General features: G+C 34.3%; 17 protein-coding genes and 1 tRNA gene. 8 read left to right on the top strand and 10 right to left on the bottom strand.

Annotation, left to right across the window (positions count from 1 at the left end; genetic code table 11):
- Positions 1 to 53: 53 nt before the first annotated feature.
- The 8 genes from PQO00_RS03315 to PQO00_RS03280 form a co-directional block, all read right to left on the bottom strand.
- Positions 54 to 1,739, bottom strand: coding sequence for a beta-N-acetylhexosaminidase (locus tag PQO00_RS03315; RefSeq protein WP_274183411.1), 1,686 nt, complete (start codon positions 1,737 to 1,739; stop codon positions 54 to 56).
- 933 nt (positions 1,740 to 2,672) lie between these two features.
- The gene (locus tag PQO00_RS03310) at positions 2,673 to 4,901 is read right to left on the bottom strand and encodes a GH92 family glycosyl hydrolase (RefSeq protein ID WP_274183410.1); all 2,229 of its coding nucleotides are present in this window, start codon (positions 4,899 to 4,901) and stop codon (positions 2,673 to 2,675) included.
- A 569-nt stretch (positions 4,902 to 5,470) separates the two neighbouring features.
- Positions 5,471 to 6,799 (bottom strand): alpha-L-fucosidase, encoded by a 1,329-nt coding sequence (locus PQO00_RS03305; protein ID WP_274183409.1) that lies wholly within the window; start codon positions 6,797 to 6,799, stop codon positions 5,471 to 5,473.
- Positions 6,800 to 6,991: 192 nt separating this feature from the next.
- Positions 6,992 to 8,011, bottom strand: coding sequence for an isoaspartyl peptidase/L-asparaginase family protein (locus PQO00_RS03300; protein WP_274183408.1), 1,020 nt, complete (start codon positions 8,009 to 8,011; stop codon positions 6,992 to 6,994).
- A 42-nt stretch (positions 8,012 to 8,053) separates the two neighbouring features.
- Positions 8,054 to 9,172, bottom strand: coding sequence for a putative glycoside hydrolase (locus PQO00_RS03295; RefSeq protein WP_274183407.1), 1,119 nt, complete (start codon positions 9,170 to 9,172; stop codon positions 8,054 to 8,056).
- Between the two features lie 7 nt (positions 9,173 to 9,179).
- Complete coding sequence (locus PQO00_RS03290; RefSeq protein WP_274183406.1) at positions 9,180 to 10,244, bottom strand: carbohydrate-binding family 9-like protein; 1,065 nt, start codon at positions 10,242 to 10,244, stop codon at positions 9,180 to 9,182.
- A 337-nt stretch (positions 10,245 to 10,581) separates the two neighbouring features.
- Entirely contained in the window at positions 10,582 to 12,459 is a 1,878-nt protein-coding gene (locus PQO00_RS03285) for a sodium:solute symporter family protein (RefSeq protein ID WP_274183405.1), read from the bottom strand.
- A complete protein-coding gene (locus tag PQO00_RS03280; protein WP_274183404.1) occupies positions 12,459 to 14,720 on the bottom strand; it encodes a GH92 family glycosyl hydrolase in 2,262 nt (753 codons plus the stop codon). Before PQO00_RS03280 ends, PQO00_RS03285 begins: the two co-directional genes overlap by 1 nt.
- A gap of 777 nt (positions 14,721 to 15,497) precedes the next feature.
- On the opposite strand from PQO00_RS03280, the gene PQO00_RS03275 reads away from it, so the two are divergent.
- The 8 genes from PQO00_RS03275 (at position 15,498) to PQO00_RS03240 (ending at position 23,143) form a co-directional block, all read left to right on the top strand.
- Positions 15,498 to 16,079, top strand: a complete 582-nt coding sequence (locus PQO00_RS03275) for a Crp/Fnr family transcriptional regulator (RefSeq protein WP_274183403.1) — start codon at positions 15,498 to 15,500, stop codon at positions 16,077 to 16,079.
- A gap of 65 nt (positions 16,080 to 16,144) precedes the next feature.
- On the top strand, positions 16,145 to 16,768 hold the full coding sequence (locus PQO00_RS03270; protein WP_274183402.1) for an FMN-dependent NADH-azoreductase: 624 nt from the start codon (positions 16,145 to 16,147) through the stop codon (positions 16,766 to 16,768).
- Between the two features lie 689 nt (positions 16,769 to 17,457).
- Positions 17,458 to 17,542, top strand: a tRNA-Leu gene (locus tag PQO00_RS03265).
- A gap of 1,178 nt (positions 17,543 to 18,720) precedes the next feature.
- Complete coding sequence (locus tag PQO00_RS03260; protein WP_274183401.1) at positions 18,721 to 19,620, top strand: MerR family transcriptional regulator; 900 nt, start codon at positions 18,721 to 18,723, stop codon at positions 19,618 to 19,620.
- Positions 19,621 to 19,664: 44 nt separating this feature from the next.
- Positions 19,665 to 21,128: an NAD(P)/FAD-dependent oxidoreductase gene (locus PQO00_RS03255; protein ID WP_274183400.1), complete on the top strand. Its 1,464-nt coding sequence runs from the start codon at positions 19,665 to 19,667 to the stop codon at positions 21,126 to 21,128.
- A gap of 2 nt (positions 21,129 to 21,130) precedes the next feature.
- Complete coding sequence (locus PQO00_RS03250; protein ID WP_274183399.1) at positions 21,131 to 21,970, top strand: phytoene/squalene synthase family protein; 840 nt, start codon at positions 21,131 to 21,133, stop codon at positions 21,968 to 21,970.
- A 9-nt stretch (positions 21,971 to 21,979) separates the two neighbouring features.
- Entirely contained in the window at positions 21,980 to 22,429 is a 450-nt protein-coding gene (locus PQO00_RS03245; RefSeq protein WP_274183398.1) for a sterol desaturase family protein, read from the top strand.
- A 3-nt stretch (positions 22,430 to 22,432) separates the two neighbouring features.
- Entirely contained in the window at positions 22,433 to 23,143 is a 711-nt protein-coding gene (locus PQO00_RS03240; RefSeq protein WP_274183397.1) for a lycopene cyclase domain-containing protein, read from the top strand.
- On the opposite strand, the gene PQO00_RS03235 is transcribed toward PQO00_RS03240, so the two are convergent.
- Together PQO00_RS03235 and PQO00_RS03230 are read right to left on the bottom strand one after the other, a co-directional pair.
- Entirely contained in the window at positions 23,118 to 23,681 is a 564-nt protein-coding gene (locus PQO00_RS03235) for a TlpA disulfide reductase family protein (protein WP_274183396.1), read from the bottom strand. The two genes, PQO00_RS03240 and PQO00_RS03235, sit on opposite strands and share 26 nt — an antisense overlap.
- A 290-nt stretch (positions 23,682 to 23,971) precedes the next feature.
- Complete coding sequence (locus PQO00_RS03230) at positions 23,972 to 24,865, bottom strand: anti-sigma factor (RefSeq protein WP_274183395.1); 894 nt, start codon at positions 24,863 to 24,865, stop codon at positions 23,972 to 23,974.
- Positions 24,866 to 24,885 lie beyond the last annotated feature (20 nt).

Below are 24,885 nucleotides of genomic sequence, written 5' to 3'. Positions count from 1 at the left end.
TGACATTGCCTCTTTTTGTTTACATGTATTCTTCTATATCCATTATTTAAAACCTATTCACTTTTAAATGTATGCTTTGCATAATTTAAGCCGAGATTATCATATCTGTTTTTAAAATGCTCCAAGCGCCATTTAAAATCGTCCCAATCTTTAGATGCTTTTGTAGACCAAACCACTTCTGAAAGGGCAGTCATTCTTGGTAAAATCATATATTCAACATGATCGGTAGTTCCCATGTATTCTGTCCAAACATTCCCTTGTGCTCCCAAAATATATTTTTGCTCATCGGCTGCTAATTCCTTTGGAGTTGGCTCATAAGCATACACATCTTTAACAGTTGTTTTGCCTCCTATTGCCAAAGGTTCATTATCCTTATCTTTTGATTGATAATGATCAAAATAACATGAGTGCCCAGGAGTCATTATAACATCGTGATGTTGCTTTGCCGCTTCAATACCTCCTTTAGTTCCTCGCCATGACATTACCGTAGCATTTGGTGCTAAACCACCTTCCAAGATTTCATCCCAACCTATAATTTGCTTGCCTTTAGCATTAAGATATTTTTCTATACGCTGAATAAAATAACTTTGAAGCTCATGTTCATCATGTAACCCTTCCTTTTTAATTCGAGATTGGCAATTTGGACAACGCTTCCAATTTTCTTTCGGACACTCATCGCCTCCAATATGTATATATGTTGATGGGAATAATGGAATAACCTCATCTAATACGTCTTGTAAAAAAGTAAATGTTTCCTCTTTACCTGCACAGTACACATCGTTAAATACACCCCAGGTTTCCTGTACTACTTTTGGAGTTCCAGCAGCTTGTAGCTCTTTGCTTTTTTCAGACATCATATCATTAGTAACCACCGTAGGTTCTTTAGGGAAGCAGCTTAAATACGGGTAGGCAGCTATAGCCGAACTACTATGTCCCGGTAATTCAATTTCTGGAATAACGGTTACATGACGCTTGGTCGCATACGCAACAATTTCTTTAATTTGTTCTTGTGTATAGAACCCACCATCTTTTTTATTATCGTTTTCTGTTCCTGGATGATGCCCTACTATGGTGCCATTTCTAAAGGCTCCAATTTCTGTTAATTTTGGGTATTTCTTTATTTCTATACGCCACCCTTGATCTTCTGTTAAATGCCAATGAAATGTATTCATTTTATGCATGGCAATCAAATCAATATATTTTTTTATGAAATCGACATCGTAAAAGTGACGGGCAACATCCAAATGCATACCTCTGTATTGATATCTCGGGCTATCTGTAATATGTACTGCAGGAATTGTTAATTCTGCCACCTGCCCCTTTTCTATAGAAGAAGGCATTAACTGCCTTAAGGTCTGAATACCATAAAGCACCCCTTTGGCCGTTTTTCCAGCAATAATAATTTTATCGAATTTTACAGATAAGGTATAGCCTTCCTCATTTGTTATGGTATTGTCTAATTTCAACATAATAGTTCCTTGATCTGTATCAGCACTTGAAACAATGGTATTCCCAGTAGCAAGGCTTAGCATCTCTGCCAGATAACTGCCTTCATTTTTTAAATCCGAATCATACTGAATTTTGGTATCGGAGTCAACTAAAAATCTTCCATTAGACATTTCTAGTGTCACGGGTTTTGGAATGATTTGATAATCTTCTTCAGAATTTACTACTTGTTCGAACTTATTTGAGCAAGAAGTAACTAAAGAGCAGATTGTGATAAAAATTGCGAATCTCATTTTAAAGGTTTTTATAGTTTATAATTTAACTTATATATTCTATCCATTAGTAGCATTTTTCACCTGGGTTGGCTATTGGTGATGCTTGTTGGTATTTCCACATGAATATCGGCAACACCATACCCACCAGCATCTATAACCATTCCTTATAACTTAGGCATTAGCCCCCATAAGGCAAATAATGAGGTGAATAGAAAAAAAGGAATGAACACCTTTTTAAATACTACTGGCATTTTTTAGAGGTATTCATATATCAATTTTTATTTTAAAATTTTTATTTGCTATAAATCTAATAATATTTTTTCTACAAGCGTCAAATACTTCTATCTAAATCAACATACATTAATTGACCCATTATAAATTAGCCCCATTTGAATGTAGAATGTTGTAATAAAAGAATTTCTTGAAACGAACTATCCATACCTAGTCGGCAGACAGGCTCGAGACTGCCCCATAGTAGTATGCTTAGCCTTTGTTTTTCTTGTGTTCTTCGGCTGCCTGCCCGTCCGGCAGGCAAGAATCGGGTAAATTCAAGGTGTAAATGGTGTTATATTCAAATGGGTATTACTACTAAAAAAGAAAAACTTGATTTCTCAAGTTTTTCCAAACTAACAAACTGTTCAAAATAAACAAATAACAAATTAACACTTAATCGACATAAAATAATAATTTGATTTATTTTCTTTTGTGCTAAGGAAAGGAAAGACTGGAATAATGCGAATTTATTTCGACTAATAACATGGTTAAATAGACGGAAGATCATATAGTTTTTAACTTCAACTCTTTGTAAGAACACCTATTAAACCCCAACATAACATGTTTAGTTTAGATTAGCTCACTATTTTTATATTCAGATACGGCACTCGTCACAGGCGAAGTACTAGTGTACATGTGAACTAATATGGGGCTACTTACAGATAGTGAAAAATAACATTATTCTAAAGTAAACTCAATGGTTCTTGAATTCACTAATTTTTTATGTGAAATAAAATAGTCTTTATACGGTTTTCCATCAATACGAATGCTCTTAATGTAATTTTTATCTTTTGAAGTATTGGAGGTAATAATTAGCTTATCATTTTTATAATAATTGGTATTTAAATGAATGGTAATTTTGTTAAAGTGCGGGGTTGTTATTGTATAATTGGGTTTGGCAGGAACGCTGGGATATATCCCCATCATACTATAAATTAACCATGCAGACATGGTGCCCGTATCGTCGTTCCCTGGTAAGCCATCGGGCTTGTTGGTAAAATATTCTTTTATTAAACCTGAAACACGATCCTGTGTTTTTCGTTCATATCCCTTTGCATAATTATATAAAAAAGGATAGTTTATATCTGGTTCGTTCGCCATGTCAAATTGTTTATTATCAAACACTGCATCTAGTTGTTTTACAAACTGCCTTTTTCCTCCCATAAGTTTCATAAGTGTTTTTATATCATGGGAAACCATAAAAGTATACTGCCAAGAATTACCTTCTATAAAACCTACATTTTTTTCAAAATTGGCACCTGTATTTGGATTAAAAGGAGAGAACCAGGAGCCATCATGGTTTTTTGGCCTTAAAAGGTTAAACGCTTTATCAAATAAATTTCGATATGAGACAGATCGCTTAGAAAACAATTCGTAGTCTTGTTTCTTATTTAGCTTTTTGGCTAATTGAGCGATTGCAAAATCAGTAATATTGTATTCTTGTGTCGTAGATACCGATCCACTTTTGGTAGTCGTCGTTGTTAAATAGCCTTTTTCTACATAATCCTTTATTCCTGGCCTTAAAGGGTTGTTTTCTAATTGTAAGGCACTTTTACGCATGGCTTCGTATGCCTTTTCAACATCAAAATCCTGAATGCCCCGTAAATAGGTATCTGCTAATATAATCCCTGCAGGGTCTCCAACCATAGTGGTTGTTTCTGTAGCATTTAATTCCCATTTTGGCAACCAACCACTTTCATCATAAATATTAAGCATACTTTTTACCATATCGGACTGTTGCTTAGGGTATACCAAAGACATCAATGCATGTAAGTTTCTATAAGTATCCCAAAAGGAAAATACCGTAAACCGAGTACCTTTTGTTTTTGCAGTTTCTCGCTTGGCCATGGTTGGATAGTCACCATTTACATCGTTTAATGTATTTGGATGAATGAGCGTATGGTACAATGCTGTATAAAAAATAGTTTTGTCGTCTTCTGTTCCCCCTTCAACTTCGATTTTAGATAATAAATCGTTCCAGGTCGTACTCGTTTTATGATAAACATCATCAAACGTTAGGCCTTGCGTTTCTTTTTCTAAATTTTCGCGAGCATTTTCTATGCTAACATAGGAAACCCCGATTTTAACTTCTACGGTGGTAGGCGCTTTGAAATGATAGGTAAAGTAACTCCCAATACTGTCGCCTATTACCTCTTTTTTATATTGTTTATACAAACGTGTTTTCCCATTGTATCCCATCCATTGGCTTTCTATACCTTTTGCTTTTTTAGGCGTATTCCATACACCAAAATCATCTGCAGGATGGCTAAATTTAGCCACAAAATACACAGGATATGCTTCTTCTGGTTTATAATAACAAAAAGACCCCACATTGCGCATCCCCTCAATTTCGGTATCAGACACAATCTTAATGACGCCTCCTTCTTCATTAGTTAAACCTAACCCCAAGTTTATAAGCATGTTGGATTGCCCCTTAGGGAATGTATAACGACTCACACCTGTTCTCGTGCTGGCCGTTACTTCTGCCTTCACTTTATATTTTGAAAGATTGACACTGTAATACCCAGGTTTAGACACTTCGTTAGTATAAGTGGTTCCGTATTCTAAATGATTCGTTTTAAGTGCTCCTGTAGTAGGCATGGTTAAAATAACGCCCAAATCCGGACATCCAACACCGCTCAAATTAACATGACTAAAGCCTGTTAAAAATGTGTTTTCGTTAACATACGGATTAGACAGCCACCGACTATCCTTTTCTAAAGGTAAATTTGGTGCTCCTGCCACATTAAAGGGAGCCACACTTACCATACCTCTAGGTGCTATCGCCCCTGGATTTGTAGCACCAAAATTTGATGTCCCTATAAACGGGTTTACATAATTAACGGGGTTTTGAGAAAAGCCTTGAATTAAAAACAAAAAAACTATGGCTGCAATTACTTTTTTCATACGTTTAAATCTTTATAATTATTTGATTTGATGTTAATTATAAAATTGAGAACGTATGTAACCGCTACGCTCTCACATTAAACCTGCCGGCAGGCAGGCAGGAATTTTAAACATTATCTTCTGTAAAAAAAATGTCTAAAATTTATTAATGCTCGTTTCATGTGTTTATATTAATTGTTTTTTATTGATTGTCCGTAATTTGTCATAAATCTAAAAATATATTGATTTTGTCCAAGGTAACGATCTATTTTATTGATTTACAACAGGTTAATCACTTCGTTCTGAATGACAAAAATATCATTATGCATGATCACAGACATTCAGATGGTTTTTTATTTGTCGTATGTAACATCTAATGAACTCATTTAAACTTTTTCAATTGGTTAATTAAGGTCCTTTTACTTCTATTTTTAAACGGTTAGATTGATTTTTAATTACGAACGCAAGTGGCCTCATATTAAAGTTAGTTTTCAATTTTTTTAAGAAGTGTTTTGTTTTATAAGCAAGGTGGCTCCTTTTTAAGCATTGGTTGCAGATATTACCCGCCTTATAAAATTGAATACGTTCATCTAATTGCTTTCAATAACTTGCCCTTTTTCTCTATACAAATCTACTTCTCCATCTAACAATACAGCTATTACGGTCACATCTTTATCTTGAACTTTTTCAGGAACATCTATATACAACAAACCTGGAACAGCACTCCAATACTGTTTTCCAACAACTTTATGAGATAGTTTTGTACCATTACCAACAACCCAAATTCTATTGATCTTGTTCTTTAGTCCTTTTATTAACAATGGACCATTAGGCTTGTTATCTACATACAAATACAGCATGGTTTTATCTTTTGATAAAGCCGTATAACCGTTAAAATGCCCATAAGGGATCCCAGCTCTTGTACCATAAATAGCCTCTTTATGTTTGCTTGTCCATCTACCAATGCCTTTTAAAATAGCTATTTGTTCTTGCGGAATGGTGCCATCTGGTTTTGGGCCGATATCCAATAATAAATTGCCTCCCATACTAATACAATCTACTAAAATGCGAATTAGCTGATTCGTTGTTTTATATTCCATATCATTTGGTTGATAGCCCCAGGAATTATTCATGGTCATACATAACTCCCAATAATTATTATCAGGTTTTGTAATGGGGACACCTTGTTCAGGAGTTGCATAATCGCCATAACCTTGTAATCGAGAGTTTATAATGGTTGTTGGCGTTCTTTCTAATAATAATTCACGAATTTCTTTAGCCTTCCACATCTCTGCCGATTGTTCCCAATCTCCATCAAACCAATACAAATCTGGATTAAACGCTGTTAGTTCTTCTATTTGTCCGAAATTGAATTTTGTAAAAGACTTCCATCTTTTAGCATCTTTGGTATATCGTTTTTCGTGCCGTAAAAAGTTAGGGTAATCTGGGTGAGACCAATCCAATAAAGAATAATATAGTCCAATTTTTAGATTTTCTTTGCGCACGGCATTTACAAACGGTGCAATTAAATCCCGCTTCGCTTTCGTCTTATCTACGACATTCAAATGACCGTATTTGGTATTCCAAAGTGCAACACCATCATGGTGTTTTGTTGTTATTATAGTATATTTTGCACCACTTTCCTTAATAAGTTTACTCCAATATTCCGGGTCATATTCTTTAGCGGTAAAACCGTTTAATTGTTTCATATAATCAGGATATGAAATGTAATTGTTAAAAAACGACCAGGATTCATCTATCCCATTTACTGCATAGATCCCCCAGTGTATAAAGATCCCCAACTTGGCATCCTTAAACCATTCCAGCCTTTCTTCTTTAGTTCGCTTATTTTCCTGACTAAATATTTGACCACAGACCAATACTAATAATAGCAAGAAAGCTTTTTTATAATTTTTCATCTATTTATTTTATTGTTTTTCAACGGTCATACGTAATATTTGATGATAATGAACTCATTTTTAATTCATTAAAATTTCATCAACAAACAACCAGGCACCCCTTTTCTTTTGCGCCTGCACTTAAAGCAACTATTAATATGAGCACTGTTTTATTAAATACTTTCACGTATTTATTTGAAGGTTTTCACTATTTTAACTATCCCAGGTCATTTTAAATGGTGCATCTTCCATTCTATGCCCTTTTTCATCATCGCAAACAGCGTAATTAAAGCCTGAACGCAAACTGTATCCCCCATATTTACCTTGTTTATTAACGGCAATAAACCCCACTTGTAAATAGGCCATATCCTTATGGTTTTTATGCTTGTTGTAGATTCGTTCTACAATCTCCTTACATGCCTCAGCAGGAGATTTTCCTAATCTCATTTGTTCAACAACCATAGCACTTCCAGCTGTTCTAATAACAGCTTCCCCTAAGCCCGTTGCTGCTGCTGCACCTACTTCATTATCTAAAAACAGACCCGCTCCAATAATGGGGGAATCGCCAACACGACCGTGCATTTTCCATGCGGCACCACTGGTAGTACATGCTCCTGTTAAATTTCCGCTTTCATCTAAAATCAACATACTTATGGTATCATGATTTTCGATATTTATTACTGGTTTATACTTCGATTCCTCTAACCATTTTTTCCAATCCTTTTCAGATTCTGGCGTTAAAAGGTTCTCTTCTTTAAACCCCTTTGATAAAGCAAAATCCAAAGCTCCTTTACCGGATAACATAACATGAGGCGTCTCTTCCAATACTTTTTTAGCAACAGATATTGGGTGCTTGATACCTTGTAAGAAGGAAACAGAGCCACAGTCACTATGATGATTCATAATACAGGCATCTAAAGTCACTTTGCCTTCTCTATCCGGTAAACCTCCATAACCTACACTACGTTCCTTAGGGTCGGCCTCTGGTATTTTCACGCCTGCCTCAACAGCATCTAGTGCCGAACTTCCCTTTTTTAGAAACCTCCAAGCTTCTTCATTAGCAGGCAACCCATGTTTCCATGTAGAAATAATTAGAGGTTTAACGCCTGCTTGATGGCTTACTTTATTCTTTTCTTGAGGGGCTTCTTTGGTAACCTGATTGCACCCCACCACAGTACTAACTCCAATGGTACCTAAAGCTGCTTTTTTTATAAAACTCCTTCTATCTGACATAAGTTTGATTTTTATTAGTATGCTTTGATATAGTCATTGAACTCATTTAAATGACGCCTTGGTTTCTTTTATAACTTGTAAATAATCATCGGTTAAAGCGGGACCGTCAAAAAACGTAACGCCTTTGGCACCATTTTCTTTAGCCAATAATATGGCTTGCTTCAATTCTGCAGTCGATTTAAAAGGCGGTAAATAAACACCTGTATTGATATCAATATCTTTAGCTTTTACATCATTGACCCCTTGGCTGGTAGCATATCCAATCCAATCGATTTCTTCGTTATAAAAACCGTGATATATCATAGGATATACTTCATCTATGGTCCATTTGTCCCAACGCTGACGTACCATATGGTCTGCCATTTCTGGATAAGGAAATACCGCAGCAGTTAATTTTTTATTGTGGTTAGTAACTATTTTATAGGCATCATCCACTACAGACTTTATGGCATTTAGCCTAAAATTTTTCCATTCCATATCAAGCGCAGTATTTTTGCTCTCTTTAGGATTTTTATGATGTATTTTTTCGAACGCACCAATACATGCATCGCAATAGCAAAAATCGAATTCTGCCATCTCTGTATCTTGCTCTAAGTCATATTTTGGTAATAAACCAATAGGTAAAAAGATATCCGGAAAACGGATATAATCCAAATGTACACTCTCAATGCCTTCCACTTTAGCCAAGCCTTCAACCAAGCTTAAAACATGGTTACGGGATGCTTCTCTTGTTGGACATAACCATTGGTAATAATCTACATAGGGCCTAGTATCGAAACACGATTTCCCTTCTCTACTTACAACATACCATTCTGGATGTTTTAAAGCCACAGTGTCTCCGGGACGATTCATGGCCATAATCCACGCATGGACTTTTAAACCTGCCTTAGCGGCTATTGGTACTAAACGCTCTAACTCTTTTGGATCTGTTCCTGTGTTTATTAAGATTTCATCTATTCCAGCATGGCTGTACTTTTCAAATTCTGAGGCATAATCTTCATTCGATTTCTCTTTTTGGGATGTTATCCAAGTACCAAATCTAAAAACTTCTTTTACAGGTTCTATTTGGGTTATTTGAGCATTGTTGTTTTCTTCTTTTTTCTGATTGCAAGCCATAAAACTTAAAAGCAATACTAAAAGGAGTATGTGATTTGTCTTCATTATTGATCTATTTTGAAATAAATTTACCATCTTCTTTAAGGTTTAAGATTTTATTTGAAAAAGGGCTCTTTACGGTAATATTGTAGCCCATACTATGATTCTCTAGTTTTAGTTCTAATTTTTTGTCATCTATAATTATTGCCGAAGCGTTTAAACTATCAATACTTGTGGCATACCCTCCATGTTTCGCGTAGTATGCTTTTTGAGCCCTATACAGCGTATATAATTTCCATTTTATTTTTTCGTCTTGCGGTATTGTAAATGTATCATCACCAACGGTATTTGAAGAAAAATACACATAGCCCCATTTTTCTGGTTCGTGCATATTAATGACTCCCATTGGCGACCACACCCAATTATATTCGGGTAAAAACTTACCGTCTTTTCCTTTTTTTCTAGAGTAAGCCCCATGGTTAATATCGTGTTGCCAGTTTACTCTCGAAAAATTCACACGCCAAAACTGGTTTCTTGGTACATTATCTTGGTGGTATGCTGTTCTTAAGTCTTTAAAAGGAAGCGCTATCTCGAGTGTCCAACCTTTATCTGTATCATTGGGATCATTTAAAGTGCCATCAACACTTACTGCCGATTTCAACCCTTTATAATCCCAATCATTTAACACGGGGTTATTTTGCTCTCTATAAGGTTTGCCTATAAATAAGTCCCAGGCTGTATTTAGGGCATTTATTTCTAATTCGTAATAGTTATGTGTATCTCCATCGGGGTCTATAAAAATTTCAAAGTCATTATTATAAAAAATGATTTCGTCATGCAGTTTTATATCTGCCCAAACATGCGGTTCTTCCATTTTTACCAGAATGTAATAATAATTTTCATCCCAAAGCATTTTTACATTGGTGGTGTATTTGGGTGTTTTATCTCCTTCAATATCAATAAAATCACGAGTCCATTTTGCTTTTTCCCAAGCAGGTTCGTTTGCTTGGCCATCTATAGTTATAGTTTCTGTGATTTTATGGGCCACATACGTTTGGGGAGTTATTTCTTTTTTTGTTTGCGCACAACCAATTATAGAAAAACAATACATAAAGGTGAGAAAAAAATTAAATTTCATAATGCTAAATTTCAATACTTATAAACAATTATCTTTTGTAAATTGAATGATTCCAATCTATCTTCTGAATACCAGAACAACAACGGTATCTGCACTTCCAATCTATACTATTTTTGCTAAATCCTGCAAACATATTTATTTTCACTGTACTATAATTATTATATCTAAAAACTCCAACAAACACGTTGTCAAAAGGCTACATCGCTAATAAAAACCTTTTTTTAACACGAGCAGAAGCTACTTATTGATCATTGCTGAGCAGTTCCAAATAGTTTCTTTGCTACTTATCCGTCTATTCTGCCAAGGAATTGTACGCACTTCATCAAATTTTATGATTCTAATTCTGTAGCTTTTTTACTTTATCTAGCCATGTAAATTTAAGTATAACAGATGTAATTATAAATACTGCAAGGGCTATTAATGTTTTTGGATAATCCCTAATCATAAAATAAATTGGTAAAACAATCATACTGGATTGCCATATAATACCAACCGCACAGTTTAACATATCTAAAGCAAACCCTTTGTTTTTGGTAAAGGTCTTGTCTTCATTTTTCAATTCTTTAAATACGGGATGCCACCATCCCCATGGGCGTACATCTTTATAAAAGGATTTTAATACTTCCATAGATGTTGGCTGGGTTAAAAATGTTCCTAAAAATGATCCTATAAGCGATACAGAAAATATAATAGGAAATAAATAAATAGCATGTACATTGCATAAATCATATAATATGGATCCCTCTTCAAAATCGCCTTTGTTCTGATCCAATACAAACTGTAAAGTAGCTACAATTAAACCTGATAGCATTCCCCAAAAATATCCCCATCCATTAAAACGCCACCAAATCCATTTTAAAAAATTAGCAGCAACGTAACCTCCAAAAAGAGCACTTGTAATCCATAGTGTCAATGAATTTATTGAGTCGGCAAGGAAGCCCATAAAAACCCCAAGGGCAACAATTATAAAGGATGCCAGATGGCTTACTTTAATATAGTGTTTGTTCTCTGCCTGTGGCTTAAAATATTTCTTGTATATGTCGTTTACTATATATGCAGGTCCAGCATTAACAAAAGCTGAAAATGTACTCATAAAAGCAGCTAATAGTCCTGCCAACAAAAGCCCTTTAATACCTACTGGAATGTGAAAGTTAATCACTTTTGGTAATAGAATTTCTAAATCATTGCCATTTAAAAGGGGATTACTATTCATTTCGGGGCTTAAAGTAACTAAAGCAATAACAACAATTCCAGAAATTAATAGATATCTGGGAATAAAAAGAATGAGGTTTGTAAAACCGCTCATATATGCAGCTTCTTTTACTGTTTTTGTAGAAAGAATTCTTTGTAAATCAAAGCTTGGCGTAGGTCCTGCAATACTTCCAAAAAAACCTTTAAAAAGTGACATCCCAATAAAGGCACCAAACATTTTAAAACCTTCTGCGTTAATTAAATTATCAAAGGCTAAGTATTTTTCGCTCCAATGTTTACCTAATTCCCAATCGAAGAAAACGTTTTTCCATTCTTCAGAAATAACATTAGCTATCTCAATATCCGAAACCGTAACAAAAGCATAAACAGCTACTAAAAGGCCAGCAATAACCATAATGGCATATTGTAACACTTCGGTTGCCACCACAGAAAACATTCCTCCTTTTACCGTGTAAACAGTTGTTAGGAATATAATAATAAGTGCATAAGATTGCTCAGAAGTCAGTACGTGCATATTATTAAACTCAAGGGCCAAATCCCATGGTAATATTATAGTCATAAATTTTCCGACTCCTTCAAAAAAGTAGGCAATAAACCCAATAGCAGCAACTATGGCAAAAACCGCTACAATAATATGTGAAGCTCTACCGTCCTTAGCATCTCCAAAACGCGTTAAAATCCATTCTGAGCCCGTCATGATATTCGATCGCCTGATCCAAACGGCCAAAAACATCATAATAAAGATCTGATTCCAAATTGGCCATAGCCACATAAACATAAAGCTCTTAACGCCGTAAAGAAATAGTATGCCCACCATCCAAGCAGTCCCTGAAACATCGAACATACCAGACCCATTACTTAGTCCTAAATAATACCATTTAATAGTTTTACCTCCAAGAAAATAAGAATCCAGCCCTTTTGAAGCTCTTTTTGAAACCCATATACCTATAGCTAATGTTAAAATAACATAGACTATTATTATTGACACATCTATACTGTCCATTACTCTTCTGTATTTTTAATGACACCCCAATCCTTGTTGGGCTCAGGTCCCATAACAAAATGCAATTCGCCCCCTTTTATAAGGGTTTGATGTGATATAGAGGTTTTATTGAATATTTGGTTATTTAGGGTCGCCGATTGGATATATATGTTTTTATCTGAAACATTTTCTGCTACGATCACAAAAGATTTTCCTTCTGGAAGATTGATCGTTACCTTTTCAAATAGAGGACTTCCTATTTGGTACATGGTCGATGCCGGGTTTAATGGATACAAACCTATAGAACTTAAGACATACCAGGCAGACATTTGACCACAATCTTCGTTACCACTTAATCCATTTGGCGTTGTGTTGTATTGTGTATCCATTATTTTTCTAGCCCAATATTGTGTTCTCCATGGTTTGTTCGCACAATTAAATAAATAAGCTATGTGGTGACTAGGTTCGTTACCATGTGCATATTGCCCTATTAAACCAGATATATCCGCAGATGTATTATCACCGGTAATTTCTGAACTTTCCGTAAAGAGCTGTTCCAATTTATTAGTGAATGTGTCATGACCTCCGTGGAGCGAAATAAAATCTTCGATGGCATGAGGTACGAACCAACTATGTTGCCATGCATTGCCTTCTGTGTAATCTGTATGCTTTCTATGATTAGAATATTTGGGGTCAAAAGGTTCATTCCATTGTTTTCCGTTCTCATTTTTTCCGCGCATAAAACCTGTTTTATTATCAAATAAATATTGATAGGCTTTTGAGCGGTTTAAGAAAAACGTATAATCTTCTTCCTTTCCCAAAGCTTTTGCCATTTGCGCTACACACCAATCGTTATATGCATATTCTAAAGTAATGGATACAGATTCATCTAACAGGTTATAGGGAATGTATCCGTATTTTTTATAATGGTTTAATCCGCGCTCATCCTGCATCATCGTCGATTTCATAGTTTCATAAGCCTTTTCCGCATCAAATCCCTTGATCCCTTTTAAATAAGCTTCAACTATAACTGAAATAGAATGATACCCTGTCATTGTATTAGTTTCATTACCATACAGTATCCAAACAGGGAGTCTCTTTTTAATTTCGTAATATGCCAACATACTGTTAATGATATCCGAAACCTTATCTGGTGCTATTAATGTAAGTAATGGTTGCTCGCCCCTAAAGGTATCCCAAAGGGATAAGGTTGAATACGTCGTATAATTTTGGGCCCTTACAATACTATCATTTTCCATTCTAAATTGCCCATTTTTATCACTAAAAGTAACTGGAGCCAATTGTGAATGGTATAATGCGGTATAAAATATTGTTTTTAAGGAATCTATAGGTGTTTCAACGATGATGTTCGATAGAGCCTTGTTCCAGTTCTTTTTGGCTTCTTCTTTTGTTGTTTCAAAATTAAATGCTCCTGCTTCTAGGTTTTCTTTAGCATTATTTACACTAACAGACGACAAAGCTACTTTTACCTGTAGTTCGTCTGTATCATTAACTTTAAAAAATAATTGCAATGCTGCCCTTTTCCCTTCTACATCATTTTTTTCACTCTTGATCCCATCCGCAAAAAGATGGTGCTTTGCAATGGGTTTAGAAAATTTGGCAACAAAAAATACTTTCTCATTTTTTGCCCACCCATTACTAAAACGATAACCACTAATGGTATGTGCATCTTCAATAGTTAGAGACGATCTTTGTACTCTATCCCAGTTTATCTCAAACCCAAGATCAACCACAACAGCTTGTTCATCTCCTTTAGCAAATGTGTATTTATGAGATGCCGTACGCTGTGATGTTGTAAGTTCTACATGAATGTTATGATCTTTAAGAAACATGTGATAATAACCAGGAGAGGCACTTTCCTTTTTATGACTATAAGAAGATTTATAAGGTAAGCTATCGCGAGATTTAGGGCGTACCGATAAATCTACTTCTTTATTAATAGGCATAAACAATATATCTAACAAATCACCAATCCCAGTTCCACTTAAATTTAAATGGGAAAACCCTATGGCAATAGAATCTGAATAATGGTAACCAGAGCACCAACCCCATGAGCTAATTCCGTTTACAGGGCTCACTTGTAACATGCCAAAAGGAACCGTTGCTCCTGGATAGGTATGTCCATCCCCCCCTGTACCAATAAAAGGGTCTACTTGCGCTGTTAAATCGAATGATTCATTTTCTTTATTTGGTTTATCTCCTTTTTTAGAGCAACCCAATATTACAACTATGACTAAAAGGTATAAGTACTTTTTCTCCATTAAAAACTATTTAACCTATCTCTACTATATAAAAATTCATAATTTTAGCTTGAAATAAAATAAATTTAGACGGATAACGTTTGAACTCAGTCAAACATCAAAAAAAATCCCCTCAGCTTTATTGCATAATACCAAATGAATTTTAAAATGATTGATAATAAATTTGAATTATTTATAGCTCATTTTAAATAATAATTGGTATTATTTATTGATTGTGGTTTAAAAGACCCTTTGCTTTCAAGCACCTTAAAAATTAAAGAATTGACTTTATCAAAAAAAACTGCCGATAAGATTTTCTATTCAACCAGGAGAACACAACACTGAATATTGGACAGAATCTATTGAACGTGAGTTCGATTTAAAACCTGTCTGCCGACAGGCAGGCAAGGGAATTTTTAACAATAAATTCACTAATAAAGCGATTTGTCGCCTTGAGCCTTTCGTCTTCGCTCAAGATAAACTAAAGTCGAAAGGTCATTAAAACTAGCTATTTAAATGGGTTTCGACAGAGCCTGTGCTGAGTTTACCGAAGTACTCAACCTGACAACCATGACTAAATTATTGATAGTCAGATCAATAATATTATGCTTGCACCGAACTCACGTTATTGAGTATCATTTTGTCTATTTCAAGCAACATTTAAAAATGGAATAAAAATCCTGCGGTGAGGGCGCCGTAGAACAGTTAGCTATACGCCATTTTCCTATATGAAATAGTTTCCCTATTTTCACTCCACTAAACAGCGCATGGCTAGCGCGGACATTGCCAACAATTTGAATGAAAAAACCGTTAATCAAATCAATTTCAAAGTATGTAAAGTTAAATTCGGAAGAAGAAAATTTAATCGAAACATTTTGGATTGAGAAAACCCTTGAAAAGGGAGACTATTTGTTAAGAAACGGAGAAACTTGCAAAACCGACAATTTCGTTGTTAGCGGGACATTAAAGGCTTTTTACATAAATTCCGAAACAGGGAAAGAGGAAATCGTATATTTTGCGATCGAAAATTGGTGGGCTACGGATATAGATAGTTTTCAAAAACAAAAACCTTCGATTTACAACATTCAAGCCATCGAAAAAACCATATTACTACAAATCCACTACGATTCTTTTCAAGAAATGTTAAGGAAAGTTCCAAAACTTGAACGTTTTTTTAGAATAATCCTCGAAAATTATCTCGGCAGTCTACAAAGAAGAATCGTTTTGAACCATGTTCTTGATGCGGAGCAACGCTATTTCGATTTTATAGAAAAATACCCAAAAATTGCCAATAAAGTACCAAACTATCTAATCGCTTCCTATCTGGGAATCACTGCCGAATTTTTGAGCAGAATTCGCAAAAAAACTAGGACATCTTGAACTAGGTCAATTTTTTTCTCTTTTCTGAAAACGAACTTTGCTTCATAATTCAAAATCAAAAAAATATGAACAAAGTACTAATTATTAATGCTAGTGTTAGAAACGAAAAATCGTATAGCCGTAAACTAACTCAACTATTTGTGGAAAACTGGCAAAAGAAAAATCCAACCGACACTTTCTCTTACCGAGAAGTAGGACTAAAGAAAATTCCATCTATAAACGAAGAATGGATTGCAAGTGCTTTTGTCAAGCCAAAGGACAGAACAGAAGTAAATCAAATGGGTGTTGAATTTAGCAACAAGTTGATAAAAGAATTTAAAGAGCATGATATCTACGTTATCGGGACCCCCATGTACAACTGGTCAATTCCAAGTGGTCTAAAATCATATATAGATCAACTTATGCGAATTAATGAAACTTGGAAATTCCGTTCAGGTGTACCCGATGGAGATTACGTTGGACTTCTTAAAGACAAAAAAATGTTCATTTTATCAAGTAGAGGAGATACAGGTTATGGAGAAAACGAAAAAAATGAACATATGAACTTTCAAACAACCTATTTAAAATTCGTATTTGGAATAATGGGAATAAAAGACATTTCAACGATCTCTTTAGACAATGAAGAGTTTGGTGGTGAAATTTTTGAGAACTCTAAAAGAAAAATTCATCAAGAGATTGAGCAGATTTAAAAAACTGTACCAATAATGTATAAAAAATAGAGGGTTAACTTCGCAACCTTTCTTATGCTGTAAACATGGATCAATAAAAAGCTAAATCCAAGGATCTGGGTGTTTATTCTAAGATCCCGCTGAAAAAAGCGGGATTAGTTCAACTAGCTGTTTTGAATGCTTTGCTTCGCAACTTTTCTTATGCTGTAAACATGGATCAATAAAAAGCTAAATCCAAGGATCTGGGTGTTTATTCTAAGATCCCGCTGAAAAAAGCGGGATTAGTTCAACTAGCTGTTTTGAATGCTTTGCTTCGCAACTTTTCTTATGCTGTAAACATGGATCAATAAAAAGCTAAATCCAAGGATCTGGGTGTTTATTCTAAGATCCCGCTGAAAAAAGCGGGATTAGTTCAACTAGCTGTTTTGAATGCTTTGCTTCGCAACTTTTCAAAACAGAGTTTCACTAATAAAAAACTAAATATATTTTAGTATAAATAAGATTAAAATTTCATATTTGTACCTGCAAAATTAATTTAGCATATTTATAATGAAGTAAAGCTCACAATTTGTCAACAACAATTGTGAGAATGTGTTAATCTTACCTGACTGCTGCTAGTGTTAGAGCTATGAGTTCGAGCCCTGCCCAGTCACTAAGAACAAGTTAAACAACATGACTTAACTTTTTCTATTTTTGCGAAGTACACTTATGCGCACGTGGCGGAATTGGTAGACGCGCTGGCTTGAGGGGCCAGTATCCGTTTAGGATGTGGAAGTTCGAATCTTCTCGTGCGCACAAATAATTACCAGACTACTTCTTAACTTCACGCTATATTACCTTTTTCTTTTTGTATCTTCCTCGATCGAATTAAAGAATAAGCCTGATAAGGATCAATAAAAACATGTTATCAACCAGAAATGTCACGTTTTTATCCATTCATTTGTCTTTTCAATAAAACTTAAAAAATTTACAATTGAAAAATTACCGAAACGTATTATTTCCATATGCTTATAATATTTTAACGTGAGTTCGATTTAAAACCTGTCTGCCGACAGGCAGGCAAGGGTGTTTTTAACAATAAATTCACTAATAATGCGATTTATCGCCTTGAGCCTTTCGTCTTCCTGCCCGTCCGGCAGGCGGGTGCTCAAGATAAACTAAAGTCGAAAGGTCATTAAAACCTGTTATTTATATAGGTTGCGACAGATAATATCCCATTTATATTTCTCACTCACACTTGGACTTGCAACAAAAAACTGGACAAATAGTTGAATGACTAAGCTGCTAGTTTAAGGTTATACATGTCTAATTCAAATTCTCTTATCTTTTTTTATAATTCAATTTCACAATCTATATATTTTCTCTAGTTCAGAAAAGGACATCTCGTCTCTCGTTCTAAAAACACCAGTATTTATAGGTGTTTTCAGTATTTCACGTCAATCAATTCACTTATCCATAATCCTTAAAAGCTTCACTATAGCGTTACCAAAAGTGACAACTTTAACGAATTTAGAACAAGGTCTGCATTCCATTTAAGACATGAAAAAAGCAATTCCATTTCGGTCACTTTTGATTACCATTTCGGTAAGTTTTGGTTACTGTTTTGGAATGACCAATACACAGACCAAACTTTAAAGACTGAAACTATTTCAATGATATTTAGCATTATTATATAAACATACAGGTTTATATTTAATTCATATTTATAAAGTCATAAGTTTATATTAAATTTTTATATCATTACTTAAAGCTCCGCCACGTCTTTCGTTATTTCTAGTGGATAAGTACCGGTAATACCTGGTAACGATTTTTGTAGTTACGTGATTGCAAGAGATAAACCACAGGTATACAACACATTAAAACCATTAAAAATTTACTCAAAATTTTACACAAGTATTTAGATTAGTTTTTCACCCAGTTCCCAGCTTTATCGATTAATTTACATACTTTTGTTTAACTTAAATGAAATATTGATGAACAATATTCGGGTTAACTTTAGTATTAAGGACTTAGAGAATCTTACGGGCATCAAAGCCCACACGATACGAATTTGGGAAAAACGTTATAATTTACTAAGCCCAAACAGAACCGATACTAATATTAGAAATTATAGTTTAGCCAGTTTTCAAAAGTTATTAAATATATCTTACTTAAATAACAACGGATTAAAAATCTCGAAAATTGCTAATCTTAAAGAAGATGAAATACCTATCAAGGTTAAAGAAATAGCCTCAAGAGCCAAAATCGAAGATCACGCCATTAATGCATTAAAAATGGCCATGATAAACTTTGACCAGGCACTATTTTACAGCACATATAATCATTTACTGAAAAATAAATCTTTCAGCGAGGTTTTCTATACCGTTTTTTTACCGCTCTTAAATGACATAGGCCTTTTGTGGCAAACAAATACCATTACGCCTGCCCATGAGCATTTTTTATCTATCCATATTAAACAAAAAATACTCTTAAATATTGAGAGGTTACAAATTTTAGAGCCCAAACCTGCCTCTAAAACCTTTGTTTTATTTTTACCCGATAACGAAATTCATGATATTGGACTATTATTTATTAATTATCAACTAAGAAGCAAAGGATATCATACTATTTTTCTAGGCGGAAGTGTTCCTATGGAAAACCTTACGGATCTGCTAGGCTTCTTTGAGGATATCACCTTTATATCATACTTTACGGTATCCCCTCAAGCACAAGACATCCCAGGCTATATTAATAGATTTAATGAGCTATTACTAAATAAAGAAAATACCAAGCTTTTATTATTAGGGAAAAAGCTATCCAATATAAGTATTGAAGGCCTTCCTAAAAAAGTGAAGATCTATAATACTATTCAAGATTTGATTAAAGGTTTATAAATATTTTTATTTTGTTTAACTTTTAACTATATTCGTTAAACAATATGGGTTTATCAATAAATATAATAGGTTCAGGGTTTTCTTCTTTGGCAGCTTCATGTTACCTAGCTCAAGCCGGTTATAAAGTCACCGTTTTTGAAAAGAACAAAACTATTGGGGGCAGAGCAAGGCAGCTCATTAAAGAAGGCTTTACTTTTGACATAGGGCCAACGTGGTACTGGATGCCCGATGTATTTGAGCGCTTTTTTTCAGACTTCAATAAATCTCCCCAAGATTATTATTCCTTAGAAAAATTAAATCCTGCTTATCGTGTTTATTTTGGGAAAAACGACTTTATAACCATAGAAGACACTTTGGAAAAAATAGCCATAGCTTTTGAAAAAGAAGAAACAGGCAGCTCCAAACAACTCAAGAAATTTATAAGACAGGCAGAAGACAACTACAATATAGCTATTAAAGATTTGGTTTACAACCCGGGAATCTCCCCTTTAGAATTAGTGACTCCTGCAACTATTAAAAAGTTAAATCAGTTTTTTAGCAATATAAAAAGAGATGTAAGAAGAAGGTTTAAGAATGAAAGGCTCATTAAAATTCTTGAGTTTCCAGTTTTGTTTTTAGGAGCAAAACCTAGTGACACCCCTTCTTTTTATAATTTTATGAATTATGCCGATTTTGGTTTGGGTACGTTTCATCCAAAAAAAGGCATGTATCAGGTCATTCTAGCTATGGAAAAATTAGCTAAAGAATTAGGGGTCGTTATTAAGACCGAGTCGCCCATAGAAAAAATTGTGGTAAAAAATGGTGAATACAAGGGTGTCATTTCTAATGGGGAAATATACACTTCTAACATGGTTGTAAGTGGCGCCGATTACCATCATACTGAATCCCTTTTGGATAAACCATATAGGCAATACTCTGAAAATTACTGGAACAAAAAAACATTTGCGCCTTCATCCCTCCTATTTTATGTTGGGTTTGATAAAAAACTGAAAAACGTGAATCACCACACCCTATTTTTTGATGTGGATTTTGATAGGCATGCCAAAGCTATTTATGATGACCCACAATGGCCAGAAAACCCTTTATTCTATGCTAGTTTTCCAAGTAAAACAGATGCAAACGCTGCTCCCGATGGAAAAGAAGCTGGTATATTTTTAATTCCATTAGCTCCTGGTCTAGATGATACTCCAGAACTAAGAGCTGCCTATTTTAATAAAATCATGGTCCGTTTTGAAAGTTTAACCTCTCAAAATGTAAAAAAACATGTTATCTTTAAAGAGAGTTTCTGTATCAACGATTTTATTAATGACTATAATTCGTATAAAGGAAATGCATACGGAATGGCCAATACATTAAAGCAAACTGCCTTTTTAAGGCCTAAATTAAAAAGTAGAAAAGTTAAAAACTTATTCTTTACAGGGCAACTAACAGTACCTGGACCTGGTGTTCCTCCCTCATTAATATCGGGAAAATTAGTAGCCGATTTAGTAACTAAATACCATGATTGATTATGAAAATATTATTTGATACGGTCTCTTATAAGTGTAGTGAGCTTGTGACACAGACTTACAGCACTTCTTTTTCATTAGCGACAAAAATGCTCTCTAAATCTATTAGGATGGATATTTACAACATATACGGATTTGTCCGTTTTGCTGATGAGATCGTTGATTCTTTTCATGATTACAATAAAGAGCTGCTCTTCAATAAATTTTCAGATGATCTAAAACTTGCTTTAAAAGATAAAATTAGTTTAAACCCTATACTCAACTCATTTCAACACACGTTCCATAAATATAATTTAGATAAAAGCTTAGTAGATGCTTTTATGAAAAGTATGCGTATGGATTTACACAAAACCAAATATCTTACTGAAGAAGAATACAAAACCTATATTTATGGATCTGCAGACGTCGTGGGTCTTATGTGCTTAAAGGTTTTTGTAAAAGGGGACCCTATTAAATATGAAGCACTTAAAGATACTGCCATGTCATTAGGCTCAGCTTTTCAAAAAGTAAACTTTTTAAGAGACCTGAAAACTGATTTTGATGATTTAAACAGAACTTATTTTCCTAAAACCGATCTAAACAATTTAGATGAAAATTCAAAACAGGACATTATAGACGAAATTGAAGCAGATTTTGCAAAAGGTTTAAATGGCATTAAAAAATTACCCATAGAAGCTAAATTCGGTGTTTTTATTGCCTACAGGTACTATCGTCAATTATTAAAAAAATTAAAAAGAACACCGGCACTTCAAATAAAAAATACCAGAATAAGGGTTTCTAATCCTAAAAAAATAGAGCTCTTAATGCGTAGCTACGTAAAATATCAATTAAATTTAATGTAATTTTATAACATGCATACTGTGTTTTGGATATTGATTTTTTTAGGCACCTATTGCTTTATGGAATTTATGGCCTGGTTTACGCATAAATATATCATGCATGGTTTTCTATGGTCCTTACATAAGGATCACCACAAAAAAGACCATAATAGTTGGTTTGAGCGAAACGATGCTTTCTTTATTTTTTATGCCGCTGTAAGTATTGTTTTTTTCTTGCTATGGAAACATACTAGCTTTTGGGCTGGTTTACCCATTGGTTTGGGGATATTTGCTTACGGATTGTCTTATTTTATGGTGCATGATATTTTTATACACCAACGTTTTAAATTATTTAGAAATGCCAACAACTGGTATGCTAAAGGTGTAAGGCGTGCTCATAAAATGCATCATAAACATCTGGGCAAAGAAGATGGGGAGTGTTTTGGAATGCTCTTTGTTCCCTTTAAATATTTTAAAAAGTAACGGATGGATTATTTATATCTGTTACTAAACCTCGGGTCTATTTCTGTTCCCTTTTTATTTAGTTTCCATCCTAAATTAAAATTTTATAAACGCTGGAAATCTTTATTCATAAGTACACTAATAAGTATGCTCATATTTATTCCTTGGGATATTATTTTTACTTTAAATGGTATTTGGGGGTTTAACGAAGCTTATTTTCTAAATATCAAATTATTTTCCTTACCTATTGAAGAATGGCTTTTTTTTATATGTATTCCTTATGCCTGTGTTTTTACACATTATGCATTATTATATTATTTCCCTAACCTGAAATTATCACAGGCAGTAACTAAAACAATAAGCTACTTACTTATATTGCTGCTATTAATACTTTCAATCTATAATAGCACCAAATGGTATACTTTTATAAATTTTATGCTTGGGGTAGTTTTAATGAGCATTGTCGTTAAAAAGAACAGTCATTTATTAAGTAGTTTCTATATAACGTTTTTAGTTATTCTTATTCCCTTCTTTTTAGTGAACGGCATATTAACTGGTAGTTTTATTACAAATGAAGTTGTTTGGTATAATAATTCAGAAAATTTGAATATCAGATTATTCACCATTCCAATTGAAGATACTATATACGCGTTTATACTTATTCTTTTGAATTTATTTATAATGGATCGTTTAGAGCTTAAAAGAAACCTTATCCTTTCAACAAGGCATCGATAGTTTTTCTAACGGTATCACTATCCCAATTTGCAGCGCCAAGTTTATCAATGACTATATGACCTTGCTTATCTATTAAAAAAGTCCTTGGAATACTTGTCACATCAAAGGGTTCCGGATACTTGGTTAATGGCATATAGACTTTAAAAGTATAATTGTTTTCACTTAAAAATGGGTTGGTTACCGTGCTATCTTCATTAGAAACAAAAACAAATTTAACACGATCCCTATAGTCATTATAAAGAGCTTGCATACTTGGCATTTCTGCAAGGCAAGGCGGACACCAAGTTGCCCAAAAGTTTACTAAAACGACTTCCCCCTTGGTTTCCTCAAAATTAAATATACTTTGCCCATTTTTAAGTTTCCAATTATAATTGGTCAAACTTGCCTGTTTAGTATCCTTAATTACCGAAGGAGCAAAAAGTGCCAATCCTTTATGTAACAAGATTTGTATAGGCTGCCGTGTTTGTGGAATAATTAAAACTGCAATAACAACTAAGTATATAACATTTTTTAAGCTAATTTTTTTTCTTCTTAACATATATAGAATTAAAAGGCATAGTTTCGATGTCGAAACTATGCCGAAAATATAACGAAAATAAAAATATTTTATATTGAAGTGATTTAAACTTTATTCAATTGGCTGCAACCTGCCTCGCCAGCAGGCAGGAATGTTCCTTTTCATCCTTTTTTCATCTTTTTATTACTTCGTAACGCTGCTGTTGCTGTGAAGTGCAAAAAGGCTTCAAAACGAATAAAAATCTACTATTTTTCGCTTCAATCTAAAAACATGTGCTCAGCTTGACTGGGTAGTTTAAATCACTTCATTCTTTATCGTGTCACTTTTCCAGATAAAGCAACTACAGGTCCTGCCCCCATAGATATAACCGTATGGTTTGCTGCATCCACTGGTACAACATGGGCCAATGGTTTTAATGTAAACGGTGCAGGATTATCATCTGGACTTGGTTCTATAGAAATAACAATAGTTGCTCCTTTTAGGTCTGTGGGGAATGTGACGCCATTAGGTGCATTCTCTAGAAAATCTTCTCCTGGAAAAAACCCATCTGCCCCATTAGGCGCAGGTAAAGCAACACTTCCACTAAAAGGCGCCGCATCATCGGTTGCTGCCACTTTAGTAAATGTACCAGTACTTATTGGTATGCCATTAATTACCGCCCATCCTTCATATTTCCATCCTTCTTCCAATGTTGGTAAATCTAATCCTGCAACTGGAGGCGGTGCATTGGTATTATCCAAAAACCAAACACCACTAGATTCATTTGTATCATCATTATCTGTAGGGGTCGCTAAAATATACTTACCTGTAGCATTACTAAAATCACCTACAATACCCGTGCTTACATTCGCTGTACTTCCAGAAAAGCTTCCTGCTAATAATTTTGTTTTTGCCGGTGTCCCAGCTTCAACCCCAGTTTCTCCTGCGGGTTCAATTGATAGTACAAAATCTGTTGCATTCGCTAATTGGGCGGCATCTACCGTAAAAGATTGTGGGAATGTAACCGAACTAAATGTTCCGGTTGAAACCGGGGCGCCATTGACAATTATCCAACCTTCATAAACATAATTGTCTCCTAAAGCTTCTAAACCATCTAAATCCAATGTTAAACTGGCTGTTGATGTATTATTATCGTCATCATTGCTACAAGAACTGGCAAATAAACCTATTGACAGTATTGTTGCCGTAAACATTTTTTTGATCATTGTATTATAATTTTTTAAGT

The organism is Flavivirga sp. 57AJ16 (genome assembly GCF_028736925.1).
In the GTDB taxonomy this organism is placed as follows: Bacteria; Bacteroidota; Bacteroidia; order Flavobacteriales; family Flavobacteriaceae; genus Flavivirga.
The sequence above is the reverse complement of the archived record's forward strand: the minus strand, read 5'-3'. Positions and strand labels throughout refer to the sequence as shown.

Excerpts from the sequence above, each read along its gene's own strand:
- PQO00_RS03315 (WP_274183411.1), bottom strand. The coding sequence starts at position 1,739 with ATGAGATTCGCAATTTTTATCACAATCTGCTCTTTAGTTACTTCTTGC.
- PQO00_RS03310 (WP_274183410.1), bottom strand. The coding sequence starts at position 4,901 with ATGAAAAAAGTAATTGCAGCCATAGTTTTTTTGTTTTTAATTCAAGGC.
- PQO00_RS03305 (WP_274183409.1), bottom strand. The coding sequence starts at position 6,799 with ATGAAAAATTATAAAAAAGCTTTCTTGCTATTATTAGTATTGGTCTGT.
- PQO00_RS03300 (WP_274183408.1), bottom strand. The coding sequence starts at position 8,011 with ATGTCAGATAGAAGGAGTTTTATAAAAAAAGCAGCTTTAGGTACCATT.
- PQO00_RS03295 (WP_274183407.1), bottom strand. The coding sequence starts at position 9,172 with ATGAAGACAAATCACATACTCCTTTTAGTATTGCTTTTAAGTTTTATG.
- PQO00_RS03290 (WP_274183406.1), bottom strand. The coding sequence starts at position 10,244 with ATGAAATTTAATTTTTTTCTCACCTTTATGTATTGTTTTTCTATAATT.
- PQO00_RS03285 (WP_274183405.1), bottom strand. The coding sequence starts at position 12,459 with ATGGACAGTATAGATGTGTCAATAATAATAGTCTATGTTATTTTAACA.
- PQO00_RS03280 (WP_274183404.1), bottom strand. The coding sequence starts at position 14,720 with ATGGAGAAAAAGTACTTATACCTTTTAGTCATAGTTGTAATATTGGGT.
- PQO00_RS03275 (WP_274183403.1), top strand. The coding sequence starts at position 15,498 with ATGAAAAAACCGTTAATCAAATCAATTTCAAAGTATGTAAAGTTAAAT.
- PQO00_RS03270 (WP_274183402.1), top strand. The coding sequence starts at position 16,145 with ATGAACAAAGTACTAATTATTAATGCTAGTGTTAGAAACGAAAAATCG.
- PQO00_RS03260 (WP_274183401.1), top strand. The coding sequence starts at position 18,721 with ATGAACAATATTCGGGTTAACTTTAGTATTAAGGACTTAGAGAATCTT.
- PQO00_RS03255 (WP_274183400.1), top strand. The coding sequence starts at position 19,665 with ATGGGTTTATCAATAAATATAATAGGTTCAGGGTTTTCTTCTTTGGCA.
- PQO00_RS03250 (WP_274183399.1), top strand. The coding sequence starts at position 21,131 with ATGAAAATATTATTTGATACGGTCTCTTATAAGTGTAGTGAGCTTGTG.
- PQO00_RS03245 (WP_274183398.1), top strand. The coding sequence starts at position 21,980 with ATGCATACTGTGTTTTGGATATTGATTTTTTTAGGCACCTATTGCTTT.
- PQO00_RS03240 (WP_274183397.1), top strand. The coding sequence starts at position 22,433 with ATGGATTATTTATATCTGTTACTAAACCTCGGGTCTATTTCTGTTCCC.
- PQO00_RS03235 (WP_274183396.1), bottom strand. The coding sequence starts at position 23,681 with ATGTTAAGAAGAAAAAAAATTAGCTTAAAAAATGTTATATACTTAGTT.
- PQO00_RS03230 (WP_274183395.1), bottom strand. The coding sequence starts at position 24,865 with ATGATCAAAAAAATGTTTACGGCAACAATACTGTCAATAGGTTTATTT.